10 protein-coding genes are annotated in these 12,355 nt (G+C 59.5%); 7 read left to right on the forward strand and 3 right to left on the reverse strand.

Features of this window, described 5'->3' with window-relative positions:
* The first annotated feature begins 282 nt into the window (after nucleotides 1–282).
* The 7 genes from xseA (at nucleotide 283) to ACZ500_RS22805 (ending at nucleotide 6,894) form a co-directional block, all read left to right on the forward strand.
* The gene (gene xseA, locus ACZ500_RS22775; RefSeq protein ID WP_464229712.1) at nucleotides 283–1,674 is read left to right on the forward strand and encodes an exodeoxyribonuclease VII large subunit; all 1,392 of its coding nucleotides are present in this window, start codon (nucleotides 283–285) and stop codon (nucleotides 1,672–1,674) included.
* Nucleotides 1,638–1,781, forward strand: coding sequence for a hypothetical protein (locus ACZ500_RS22780; RefSeq protein ID WP_464229713.1), 144 nt, complete (start codon nucleotides 1,638–1,640; stop codon nucleotides 1,779–1,781). Before xseA ends, ACZ500_RS22780 begins: the two co-directional genes overlap by 37 nt.
* A gap of 222 nt (nucleotides 1,782–2,003) precedes the next feature.
* Nucleotides 2,004–2,243 carry an exodeoxyribonuclease VII small subunit gene (xseB, locus tag ACZ500_RS22785; RefSeq protein ID WP_464229714.1) on the forward strand — a complete coding sequence of 80 codons (240 nt, stop codon included), beginning with the start codon at nucleotides 2,004–2,006 and terminating at the stop codon, nucleotides 2,241–2,243.
* The gene (locus ACZ500_RS22790; protein ID WP_464229715.1) at nucleotides 2,236–3,144 is read left to right on the forward strand and encodes a polyprenyl synthetase family protein; all 909 of its coding nucleotides are present in this window, start codon (nucleotides 2,236–2,238) and stop codon (nucleotides 3,142–3,144) included. The genes xseB and ACZ500_RS22790 overlap by 8 nt, the downstream gene beginning before the upstream one ends.
* Nucleotides 3,141–5,060 (forward strand): 1-deoxy-D-xylulose-5-phosphate synthase, encoded by a 1,920-nt coding sequence (gene dxs / locus ACZ500_RS22795; RefSeq protein ID WP_464229716.1) that lies wholly within the window; start codon nucleotides 3,141–3,143, stop codon nucleotides 5,058–5,060. Before ACZ500_RS22790 ends, dxs begins: the two co-directional genes overlap by 4 nt.
* An 18-nt stretch (nucleotides 5,061–5,078) precedes the next feature.
* Nucleotides 5,079–5,870 (forward strand): TlyA family RNA methyltransferase, encoded by a 792-nt coding sequence (locus ACZ500_RS22800; RefSeq protein WP_464229717.1) that lies wholly within the window; start codon nucleotides 5,079–5,081, stop codon nucleotides 5,868–5,870.
* 604 nt (nucleotides 5,871–6,474) lie between these two features.
* A complete protein-coding gene (locus ACZ500_RS22805; protein ID WP_464229718.1) occupies nucleotides 6,475–6,894 on the forward strand; it encodes a hypothetical protein in 420 nt (139 codons plus the stop codon).
* A gap of 30 nt (nucleotides 6,895–6,924) precedes the next feature.
* Here ACZ500_RS22805 and aspS read toward each other — a convergent pair whose 3' ends face one another.
* From aspS to ACZ500_RS22820, 3 genes are all read right to left on the reverse strand, one after another.
* Nucleotides 6,925–8,727, reverse strand: coding sequence for an aspartate--tRNA ligase (gene aspS / locus ACZ500_RS22810; RefSeq protein ID WP_464229719.1), 1,803 nt, complete (start codon nucleotides 8,725–8,727; stop codon nucleotides 6,925–6,927).
* 13 nt (nucleotides 8,728–8,740) lie between these two features.
* Nucleotides 8,741–10,018 carry a histidine--tRNA ligase gene (hisS, locus tag ACZ500_RS22815; RefSeq protein ID WP_464229720.1) on the reverse strand — a complete coding sequence of 426 codons (1,278 nt, stop codon included), beginning with the start codon at nucleotides 10,016–10,018 and terminating at the stop codon, nucleotides 8,741–8,743.
* Nucleotides 10,019–10,152: 134 nt separating this feature from the next.
* On the reverse strand, nucleotides 10,153–12,186 hold the full coding sequence (locus ACZ500_RS22820; RefSeq protein ID WP_464229721.1) for an ATP-binding protein: 2,034 nt from the start codon (nucleotides 12,184–12,186) through the stop codon (nucleotides 10,153–10,155).
* Nucleotides 12,187–12,355 lie beyond the last annotated feature (169 nt).

Consider the following 12,355-nt stretch of genomic DNA (forward strand, 5'->3'; position numbering starts at 1 on the left):
GGAGGATGCCGCCCGGCAGCGGGGGCGAAATGCGACCAGGAGAAACAAAATGCTGCAAGGTCACCCACTATATTTTGGACTGGTATGTCAGGTCAAGGAATTTCAGTCTGTGTGCTCCTCGAGGACCCGGTGTTCGCTCCTTTTCCTTGAGACGTGGGGGTTTTCGTCTGAGTGAAGGGCCGGTGCCGAAATCGGCGGAAGAGGTTCTGAACGGATGAATATCGGCAAAGGTCATAGTTCCTCGCGTGGATTGGAGCGCTTCGATGCGCATGGAGTTCAGGAATGGGTTTGACGTCCAGCGGGCGGGAGCCTCGGGTTTACCGTGTCAGTGAGCTGACCGGAGAGATTCAGGTTCTGCTCGAAAGCCGCTTCGATTTCATTTGGTTGGAGGCCGAGATTTCCAATTTCAGCGCCCCCGCGTCCGGCCATTACTACATGATCCTCAAGGACGAGCAGGCGCAGATCCGGGGGGTGATGTTCCGCCCACAGGCGCGCGGTCTGAAGTTCGTACCCGAAAACGGGATGAAGATCCTGGCGCAGGGCCGCATCGGCGTCTATGCCCCGCGGGGGGAATATCAGCTTATCCTGGATTACCTGGAGCCTTTGGGGGTCGGCGCCTTGGCCCTCGCCTTCGAGCAGTTGAAACGCAAACTCGCCGCCGAGGGCCTGTTCGACATGACGCTCAAGCGGCCTCTGCCCTTTCTTCCGCAGCGCGTCGCGCTCGTGACTTCGCCGTCCGGCGCTGCGGTCCAGGATTTTCTCAAGATCATTTACCGGCGTTTCGCGAATCTCGAAGTCATCGTCGTGCCCTCTCGTGTCCAGGGAGCAGAGGCCCTCTCCGATCTCCTGGCTGCGCTCGAGGCGGCGGATCGGTACGTGAAGCCCGATGTGATCGTTATCGCCCGAGGCGGCGGTTCCCTGGAAGACCTGTGGCCTTTCAATCAGGAGGAATTGGCGCGGGCGATCAGGCGGTCCAATGCTCCGGTCGTATCGGCGGTCGGGCATGAGACCGACTGGACGATTGCCGATATGGCCGCAGATGTCAGGGCCCCGACTCCCTCGGCGGCGGCCGAGATGCTTGTAAAGGAAAAGGAGGAACTGGTGCGCCGTCTGCAGGATTGGCGGCAGCGCCTGCGCAGGTCGATCGGATATCTTCTGGATATGCAGGAGGCAAGGTTGAAGTCGCTGCAGCGGACGGTTGCGGCTCCGGTAAGGGCTGTCGAGGCCTGGTGGCTGCGGCTCGATGATCTTCAGGGGCGCTTGTTGCGGCGGATGAAAGCGCGGCTCGACGAAGAGTACCGCCGATTGAGATCGGAGAGCCGCTCCCTGCATTTTTACGCGCCTGCAGCCCGCATCGAGAGAGAGCGGCGGCAGTTGGCTTACAGTGCTTCGAGCCTCGTCAACGGCATCGAAAGGCGCCTGGAAACTTTACGTTTTTCCCTCGATCTGGCGCAGGGGCGCCTAAGGGACTTGAGCCCGGCGGCGGCTTTGCAGCGCGGGTACAGCATCACCTTCAGACTGCCGGAGGAGACCGTTCTTCGTGATGCGGCCGATGTCGGCAAAGGAGAGAGCATCAAGGTGTTGCTTGGTGCAGGGAGCCTCGAGGCGCGGGTGGAAAAGTTAGAAGCGGATCAGCGGTGGGTTTTTGGGTCGCAGCAGACACCCTCGACCTGAGATCGGGGTCAAGGGGATTCGACATGCCGGCTCATTTCCGTCCGGAAATGGTCTTTTCTGCCAATCTCGGCGTCAATCAGCACGTTTGCTTGTGCGGCGACCTGTAGGTCACCTCCGCACAAACGGTTGATTTCCTTGATATTGGCAAAAAATCCTCATTTCCGGACTGGAGACTTTGTCGTGCCGGATGTTCTTGTCCGGCTGCAGCGAAATCGGACATGGGGCCTCTTTCGGAAAGAAAACTACCGCATTGACAGGGTCAACGGCCCGTAGTAAAGGGGAGTCCTGCGCGGATTTTTGCTGGCGTTGCGGGGCCTGGAGGGAGATCGATGCCGGAAAAGACATTTGAAAAGGCCATGGAGCGTTTGGAGGAGATTGTCAAGACCCTCGAAGGCGGGGCGCTCCCGCTCGAGGCGTCTCTGAAGTCCTTCGAGGAAGGCATGAAGCTGGTGCAGTTCTGCTCCGGAAAACTGGAAGAGGCGCAGAAAAAGGTGTCTCTGCTGGTCAAAGAGGGCGAAGAGCGTTTCCGAGTGGTTCCGTTCGACAAGGAGGAGGCCGGCGATGCCTGATGAATCGGTCTTTGATTTCAAGGGTTATCTGAAGACGAAGCGGGAGATGGTGGATCGGGCCTTGCGGGGGATCTTCCCCGCGCCCGAAGGGCTTTCGGCGGATGTAGTCGATGCGATGACCTATAGCCTTTTTGCCGGTGGCAAGCGCCTCCGCCCTATCCTTTGCATTGCCGGGGCCGAGACGGTCGGCGGAAGCGGGGCGGCGGTTCTGCCGGTTGCCTGCGCCCTCGAGTGCATCCACACCTATTCTTTGATCCACGACGATCTGCCGGTCATGGACGACGACGACCTCAGGCGGGGGAAACCCACGAGCCACAAGGTGTACGGCGAGGCCCTGGCGCTCCTTGCCGGGGATGGTCTCCTGACAGAGGCGTTCGACATCATGACCCGCCCGGAGCTGATCCGTGGGCTCCCCGCCGAGCGGCTCCTGAGGGCGATCCACATCATCGCGCACGCATCGGGCTTCAACGGCATGGTCGGGGGACAGGTCGTCGATATCCAGATGGAAGGCCGGACGGCGGACCTCACGACCGTCGATTTCATCCACCGGCATAAGACCGGTGCGCTGATTACGGCGGCCATCGTCTCGGGCGCCGTCCTCGGCGGCGGATCCGAAGAAGACGAGGCCGCCCTGGAATTTTACGGGCTGAAGATCGGCATGGCCTTTCAGATCTCGGATGATATCCTCGATATCGAGGGGGATCGGGAGATTATGGGAAAGCCGGTCGGAAGCGATGAGGCCAGGCAGAAAATGACCTATCCGGCCCTGTTGGGCCTGGAAGAGGCCAGACGGGTCGAGGAAGGGCTCGTGGACGATGCGGTCGAGGCGCTCGCGCGGTTCGACTCGTCTGCGGAACCCCTGCGTCATCTGGCCGCCTATATCATCCAGAGAAAGAAATGAGCGAGAATCAGACAGAGACGATCAAACGGCTCAAAGACATCGATTCTCCCGCGGATCTAAAAGGGCTGTCTATCAAGGCGCTGGAGGAACTGGCGCAGGAGATCCGCAGGACCATCATCGAAACGGTTTCCAGGACGGGCGGGCACCTCGCGCCGAGCCTCGGGGTGGTGGAATTGACCCTGGCGCTTCACTATGTCTTCGATGCGCCCAGGGATAAGATCATCTGGGACGTGGGCCATCAGTCTTACGCCCATAAGCTGATCACCGGTCGGCGTGAGCGTTTTCACACCCTGAGAACACTCGGCGGGATCAGCGGTTTTCCTAAACGCGCCGAAAGCCCCTACGATACATTCGACACCGGGCACAGCAGCACGTCGATTTCGGCCGGGCTTGGGATTGCCACGGCCCTGAAGGTTCATGGAGACCGGCACAAGGTTGTCGCTGTCATCGGCGACGGTTCCATGACGGCCGGCATGGCCTTCGAGGGGCTCAATCAGGCCGGCCATACCGAGAGTGATCTGATCGTGGTCCTGAACGACAACGATATGTCCATTTCTCCCAACGTGGGCGCGATCTCCTCTTTTCTGAGCCGCAAGATGACGGGCAGACGCTTTGTGGGGATGAAGAAGGACCTCGAAAACTTCATCCGGTCGTTGCCCGGTGTGGGTGAAAGCGTGATGAATCTGGTTCGGAAGAGCGAGGATTCCTTCATGACCTTTTTCACGCCAGGCATGCTTTTCGAGGCTTTTAAATTCAAGTATATCGGTCCGATCAACGGTCATCGGCTCGACCGTCTGATCGAGGCCTTCGAGAACACGAAGCACCTCGAAGGGCCGGTGCTGGTGCATGCCCTGACGGTCAAGGGAAAGGGCTACGGGCCGGCCGAAAAGGACCCGTGTCACTACCACGGCGTCGGATGCTTCGAGATTGCAACCGGGACCCTGTTATCCGGTGCGGCTAAACCCGCTCCGACCTATACCGAGATCTTCGGGCGGACCATGACGGAATTGGGGGCGCGGGAGGAGCAGCTCTTCGCGATCACCGCGGCCATGCCGGAGGGGACCGGGCTCGTTGAATTCGCGGAGAAATACCCAGCGCGGTTCATGGATGTGGGGATCGCCGAGCAGCACGCCGTCACGTTCGCGGCCGGATTGTCGACCGAAGGGCTCAGGCCGGTCGTGGCAATCTACTCCACGTTTCTCCAGCGCGCCTATGACCAGATCATCCATGACGTCTGTCTTCCCAACCTCCCCGTCGTTTTCGCCATCGACCGGGGCGGGTTGGTGGGGGAGGACGGCCCGACCCATCACGGGCTGTTCGACCTCGGGTACCTGCGCATGCTGCCGAACATGACCGTCATGGCCCCCAAGGATGAGAACGAACTGCGGCACATGCTCTACACGGCTTTGAAGCACGCGGGACCCGTGGCGGTGCGTTACCCCCGGGCTGCAGGGACGGGGGTAACGATCGAGGAGGATTTTCGTCTGATCGAGATCGGCCGGGGGGAGCTGCTGCGGGAGGGAGGGGACCTCCTGATCGTCGCGGTTGGAAGCATGGTGGCGCCCTCTGTGGCGGCGGCCGAACTGCTGCAGGAAAAGGGGATCGCTGCAGGGGTTTTCAACGCCCGCTTCGTCAAACCGTTGGACGGCCGGATCGCGGATCTCGCCGAGACCTGCGGTCATGTGCTGGTCGTCGAGGAGAACGTCCGTTATGGGGGATTCGGCTCCGCTGTATTGGAACTGTTGAACGACAAGGGTCTCTATGCTGTGCGCGTCAAGCGGATCGGCCTTCCGGATCGGTTTATCGAACACGGGCCTGCAGCTGTCTTGAGAGAGCGCTGCGGCCTGTCTGTGAAAGGGATTGCGGCCGAGGCCCTGGCATGGCGGATGGGAAAGGGCGAACCCACCGGCGGCTGATGGAAGGGGGGAACCGGCATGACGGAAGGCCCGGACAGGATCAGGCTGGATCGCCTGCTGCTGGAACGCGGTCTGGCGGAAAGCCGCGAGAAGGCCAAGGCGATCATCATGGCGGGCGCGGTCCGGGTGGACGGACATGCAGCAGACAAGGCCGGCACTCTCGTCGCGCCGTCCGCTTCGCTCGAGGTGGTCGGCCGGCCGCATCCTTATGTCAGCCGCGGGGGGCTGAAGCTTCAGGCCGCCCTCGATCATTTCTCTATCGATGTCGCGGGATTGACCCTCCTCGATGTAGGCGCCTCGACGGGCGGTTTTACCGATTGCCTGCTTCAGCGGGGGGCGGCGCGGGTTCTGGCTGTCGATGTCGGTTATGGGCAGCTTGACTGGAAACTTCGCCGGGACCCCCGCGTCATCGTCTTCGAGCGGACCAACGCCCGGTATCTGCTGCCGGGTGACCTGCCCGGTCCGATCCACGGGGCTGTCATCGATGCCTCTTTTATTTCCCTCAAGATCATTGTTCCGCCGGTGTCGCGGCTGCTGATGCCCGCATCTTTCATCATTGCGCTGATCAAACCGCAGTTTGAAGCCGGTAAGGGCCAGGTGGGCAAGGGCGGCGTAATCCGCGACCCGGCGTGCCACCGCCGGGTGGTGGAGGAGTTGACAGGCTTTTTCGAGGAAACGGGATGGACGCCGCTTCAGGCGATTCCTTCTCCCATTCTGGGGCCTAAGGGGAACCTCGAGTTTCTGATCTGCCTGAGGCGTACGCTTGCACCGGCCCGTGTTGGAAAAACCGATGCGACGGCACTGGTCTGACAAGATTTCCAGGGTATGGCAAAGCTTCGGTTTTCGATTCGGCCATGCAAGGGCGAGGTCAACGCGGGCGAGGTGAGCCGGAACGGATCATTCGGGCGCTCACCCCTTGAAACGGTTTCTTTCTCGACCGGCTTTGCCCCTTTTCTCACGCACCTTTCCGGCGGGTTTCGGTTCGGCTGATCCCGGCATCGATCCATTCTCTTCTTTGGTATCCATCCGGAAATGCTTATCCAGCGCGACTCGGTTTCCAATCCGGAAATGAGGATTTTTCTTCACACCCTTCGGGTGCTCAGTCCCACCGCTTCGCGGCGGGTCCCGGTTTGGTCAATGCCAATGAAATCGACCGTTTGTGCGGAGGCAACCTCCAGGCCGCCGCACAAACGGTCGATTTTTCGGCCTTGGCCAGGTGTGGACCCGCTCCGGAGGGAATGGCCGATCAGACAGGAGCTTGGAGGAAGGATCCATTTTTCAGGAGCGGAAACATCCTCAGACCGCCATTCTGCTTACGCATGACTATACACCGGGCCAGCCGTTCAAAGGGCATGAATCAGCGCCCCGGGGCTCATGAACAAACAGCCCGGTCCATCAGAAGGCGAAAACTCAGATGCGCAGGGACCGATCAGTGTTTTCCGCGTTTGGAAGCCTTGATGGGATTGATCTTGGTGTCTACTTTCTTGGGGGCTTCTTTTACGTGGGTGGCCATATTGCATTTCGAGAAACGCCACTTCGCTGCGGGATCCGGAAAAACGGTGCAGTATTTTCCGGTGGGGAATTCTTTGACTCTCTGGCAGCCTTCACACTGCTCGACGATGGGATGGCAGCTGCCCCCATTGAACTGGCAGCCTTTCTTTTCCATGAAGGCGCATTCGATGCCTTCTTTTACGGTTGTGCAAAGCATGTCAATCACATCCTTTCGCTGAAAAGTTCGAATTTCGAATCCGCGTTTATGCCGAAAGGCCAACGCATTGTCAAGAAAAATATGCAGCTGCTGAAAAAAATCAAGTGCCGCGGCGTCTTATTTTGATCGCCCCAGGACGATTTCACGGGCGGCGGCTCAGTGATCCACGTCCTGAGAATCGACGAGAAAAAGGCCCAGCTCACGAAGCTGCCTGGGATCCACCTCGGATGGGGCCTCGGTCAAGAGGCATGAGGCGCTGGTCGTTTTCGGGAAGGCAATGACCTCTCTCAGGGACTGCGCCCCTGTCATGAGGGCTACCAGGCGGTCGAACCCTATGGCCATACCGGCATGGGGCGGTGCGCCATACCGGAGGGCTTCCAGGAGGAACCCGAATTTGGTCCGGGCCTGTTCAGGGTTGATGCCGAGCAGCTTGAAGATCTGCTGCTGGAGATCGAGGCGATGGATCCTCACACTCCCGCCGCCGAGCTCGGAGCCGTTCAGCACGAGGTCGTATGCCCGGGCCCGCACCGCGAGCGGATCGGTTTCGAGAAGCGCCTGGTCTTCTTCGAGCGGCGAGGTGAACGGGTGATGCACGGCGGCAAGGCGCCCTTCGGCTTCATCGAATTCAAAGAGCGGGAAGCGGGTGACCCACAGGAAGGCATAACGATCCGGCGGGATGAGGCTGCGTTCCCGGGCGACATGGGAGCGCAGCCGCCCGAGGACCTCATTGGCGATGCGCCGTTCATGGGCCACGCAGAGGATCAGGTCGCCCGGTTCTGCCCCCATCGAGGCGTTGATGGCCCCCTTTTCTTCGAGCTTCAAAAATTTATCGAGGGGCGATTGCCAACCGTCGGGGGTGATCTTGGCCCATGCCAGCCCTTTCGCACCCCACGCAACGGCGAGCGATCCCAGTTCATCCAGGTTTTTTCGGGAGAAAGCGGCGGCGCCTCCAGGCACCCGGATGGCCTTGACCACACCGCCGTCGGCGGCGGTATCCCGAAATACCCTGAATTCCGTGTCGCAGACCTGCTCCGTCAGATTCCGGATTTCCATTCCGAAACGCAGATCCGGCCGGTCCGTGCCGTAGACTTCCATGGCCTCCCGATAGTCCATGCGGCGGATGGGCGCGGGGATCTCGACCCCCTGCACATCGCGGAAGAGGTCGATCATCAGGTCTTCGAAGATCGCCATGACTGTCTCTTCCGTAGCGAACGACATCTCGAGGTCCACCTGGGTGAACTCCGGTTGACGGTCCGCACGGAGATCCTCGTCCCGAAAGCAGCGCACAATCTGGTAATACCGTTCGAAACCCGCCACCATCAGGAGTTGTTTGAAGAGTTGGGGGGATTGGGGAAGCGCGTAAAAACTCCCCCGGTTGACGCGGCTGGGAACCAGATAGTCCCGCGCGCCTTCCGGAGTGCTCTTCGTAAGGAAGGGCGTTTCGACATCCAGAAAGCCCTTCCTGTTCAGAAATGCCCGGATGAACGCGGCAACGCGGTGCCGCTTCTCGAAGGTGGCGAACATCTGGGGCCGCCGCAGCTCGAGATAGCGGTGTTTGAGGCGCAGGGTCTCCGACGCGTCGACGGCGCCGTCGACCTGGAACGGCGGTGTGTCGGTGAGGTTCAAGATCCTCAGTTCGAGGACGCGGATCTCTATGTCGCCGGTGGGGATCTGCCCGTTTTCCTGCCCTTCCAGACGCTTGACGACCTCGCCCCGCACGGCCAGGACCCACTCGTTCCGGAGGACATGCGCCTTCGCGTGGCTTTCGCTGTCTGTTTGCGGATCGAAGACGATCTGGGTGATTCCCTCCCGGTCCCTCAGATCGATGAAGATCAGTTGTCCGAGATCTCTGCGGCTGTTGACCCAACCCATCAGGGTTACCTCTTCGCCGAGATTGGATGCCCGGAGGCCGCCGCAGCTGTGGGTCCTCTGCCAGGTGCTCATGGAGTCGATTTGCATGGTTGCTGCCTTCTTATGCGGGGGAAGCAGGGTTTTCGGTAATCCGTTTGAGGAGCATCGGGACGATATCGCGGGTGCCGATCGTTTCCTGCTGTCCGCTCTGCATGTCCCGGAGGATGGCCTGCCCATCGGCCATCTCCTGTTCACCCAGAATGAGCGCGGTCGAAACCCCCAGCTTGTCGGCCTTCTTCATCTGGGCCTTGAGCCCTTTGGCGCCGTAGCCTATCTCTGCCCAAAGGCCGGCCCTGCGTAAGGCGGCGGCCCAGCCGAAACACGCCTTTTCGGCAGCGTCGCCCAATGCCGCCATGAAAAGATCCGGTTTCCCTGCCGGGCAGGGCCGAAGCTCCTGAAGGAGGGTGATCAGTCTTTCGGCGCCCACCGCAAATCCGATGGCCGGCAGGTCGGGGCCGCCGAGTTGCTTGACCAGTCCGTCGTAGCGGCCGCCCCCGGCAACCGCGTTCTGGGCCCCGAGCCGTTCGGTCTGGAACTCGAAGGTGGTCCGTGAGTAATAATCGAGGCCGCGGACCAGGCGCGGGGCCGGGGTATACTTCACCCCGGAGAGGTCCAGATATTCCTGAAGCCCTTCGAGGTGTCTGCGGCAGTCATCGCAAAGCACATCCAGGATCAGCGGGGCATCCGCCACGGTCTCCCGGCATCCCGGCACCTTGCAGTCCAGGACGCGCAGCGGATTGGTGCGGCTTCTTCGCCGGCAGTCGCTGCATAGGCTTTCCTCCCGGTCCTGCAGATAGATCTGCAGTTCGGCCCGGAAATCGGGCCGGCAGGTTGGGCAGCCGAGGGAGTTGACGCGCAGCGTGAGGTCCTTCAGCCCCAGGGTGTGGAAAAGCGATTCCGCGAGGACGATGATTTCAGCGTCGCTTTTGGGTCCGGGGTCGCCGAAAAATTCGGCATTGATCTGGTGAAACTGTCGGAAACGGCCCTTCTGGGGCCGTTCATGGCGGAACATCGGGCCGATGGTAAAGAGCTTCTGGACCGGATCCTGCTGGTAGAGACGGTTCTGGATGTAGGCTCGGACAACGGAGGCGGTGGCCTCCGGACGCAGGGAGAGCCCTCGGCCTTTGCTGTCCTGGAAGGAGTACATCTCTTTCGAAACGATGTCGGTCTCTTCACCGATGCTGCGTGAAAAAAGCTCCGTCGCCTCGATCAACGGGGTGCGGATTTCCTGAAAACCCGATAGCTGGAACATCCGGCGTGCAGTGGCCTCGGTCTCCTGCCAGTAAGGTGTTTCTTCGGGCAAGATATCTTTGAATCCTTTTATGGTTGCAAATTCCAACGAGGAATCCCCCCAGTTCAGACGGCGTCAAGCCGAGACGCCCGGTTTCAAGAGGCGGCCCGCCTTCTGCGGGGTGCTCGGGCGGGCCGTTTCTGTGTAAAAATATTAATTTTTCAATATACCATTTTTTGCTCTTATAGGGAACCGGATTTATGAAAAAAGGCAGACGAATATTCGGGTGCTGGACAAATCCCGCCGGCATGTTCAGGGAGATGGACGACAAAGCGCGTTCCGCGGCCGGGGCCACTTTCAACCTCGATGGTGCCGTTGTGGTCCTGGACGTTGCGCTGAGCGATGAACAGTCCGAGGCCGGTTCCCTTGCGGATCGAGCTTCTGTGCTTGGTGGTGAAATAGGGATCGAAGATCCTTCCGAGGAGTTCGGGGCTGATTCCCGGGCCGGAATCCTGAACCTCGAGGACGAAGCCGGGGGGGACCGGGGCCTGAAACCGCCGCCGGGTCGTGAGGGTGATGCTTCCGCCTTGCGGCGTGAATTCAACGGCATTGGAGATGAGGTTCAGGATGACCTGCCTGATTTTTTCCGCATCCATAGGAAAGATGCAGGGTTCTGAATTCAAGGCGAGGTGCAGATGGATATTTTTGGTGCTGGCCTGGGGGGTGAACAGCAGGACCATTTTTTCGCAAAGGGAATTCAGATCGGCTGGTTCGAAGTGGCTCTCCTTCGTGCTGGCGAGATCGAGCAGTTGGGTGATCAGGTTGTTGATGCGGGCGACCTCCTCCATACCGATCGCATAAAAGTCTTCGATAAAGGACTTGATGTGGGCCTTTTCCGGCAGCATCTGGATAAAGGTCCCGATGGCCGTCATGGGGTTCTTGATCTCATGAGCCAGAAGGGCCGCCAGGTGGCCGAGAAAGGCGAATTTCTCGGCCTGGTTCAAGAGGATCCGGGAGCGTTTCAATTCCTCCATCTGGGATTTCAAGCGGGAGTAGAGCTTGGCATTCCCGATGGCGATCGCCATAAAAGGGGCGAAGATCTTCAGGGTTTCGCGGGTCTCCTTGGGCACCCCGCGGATGGCCGCGGCATCGATGGCGATCACCCCGACCACCTTCGAATCGATGATCAGGGGGCAGGCATAGATGGCGATCGGCTTGTTTTCCCTTGAAAAGAAATGCTCCTTCTTGAGGTGCTCGCCGCGGACCTCCAGCAGATGGCAGTCCCGGCCCTCCCGGGCGACCTTCGTCAGAATATTGCCTCTCCGCTCGATCGGGATCGAATAATTCTTCATCCATTCCGGCGTTTCGCCTTCAAACCCCCAGGCATGAAGATAATGCAGAGTGTCACCGGTGTCACTGGTGACCATGATGAGTGCCCGGCAGATGCTGCAGGCCTTGGCGAGGATGTCGATCACGGCGGTCAGAAGCTGGTCTTTTTCGAGGATGGTCAGGATGGCCTTGCCGGTTTGCTGAATAGCGATCAACTGGGTGACCTTGCTGTTGAGTTGCAGGTTCAGTTGATTCACCTCTTCGTATTTGCGGACAATGATTTCCTTGTCCTTCTCCTGTTCGGCGATGATCTCTTTCAGCATGGCCCTCGAGGTGAAAAACCGGGAGAAATAGTGCCGCAGGCGGTAGGCGAAGGGCCAGCGGAGATGATATTCGCAATAGGGTGCGCCCTTGAAATAACAGCAGGTTTCCTTGATTTCGAGGGGTTTGTTTACCCAGATGGTCGGAAAATAGGCATACAGTCCCTGGTTATAGAGGCAGATGTCTTTCGAAAGCACCAGTTCGGGATGCCAGTGGAGGCGCAGCACGGCGCTGTTTCGATCCATCCGGTAGAGTTCGATGCGCTTGGTCCGGCTGAACTTGTCGTTGATTCTCTGGATATGGCGCAGACTGCTTTTGGGCGAAAAGAAGATCTTGACCGCCACCTTTTGAAGGTAGCCGAGGGAGCTGTTTTCTACAGCGAAGCGGGCGATTTTGAAAGAGATGTCGGGGTCTTTGAAAAGGATGCGCGCACGCTCGTGGATCTTTACGAGGACGATGCTCGAGATCCAGTTGTTGGGGTCCGTCAGGTATTCGATCGGGTTTTCGAGGGCGTCGATTTCGGGATCGAGACCCCGAATGAATTCGGCGATATCGACGGTGGGTTTGGCAGTCTCCAGATATTCGATGACGGGCTTGATATTGACGCAGCTGGCCTGTGTTTCCATTCCTCCACCTCCATGAGGCAGATTCCATCCGGAAAGAGTCTTTTTATCGTTTCAAAGATCCTGTTCCTCGGCTGCCGTCGTTTCTTGGAGCATGTTCAGCCGGAAGGATTGTCTTTCAGCAAGATCTGCACCCCTCTTCAAGCAATTTCAGTGCCTGAATGCAGGATGA

The organism is Desulfatiglans parachlorophenolica (assembly GCF_055394735.1).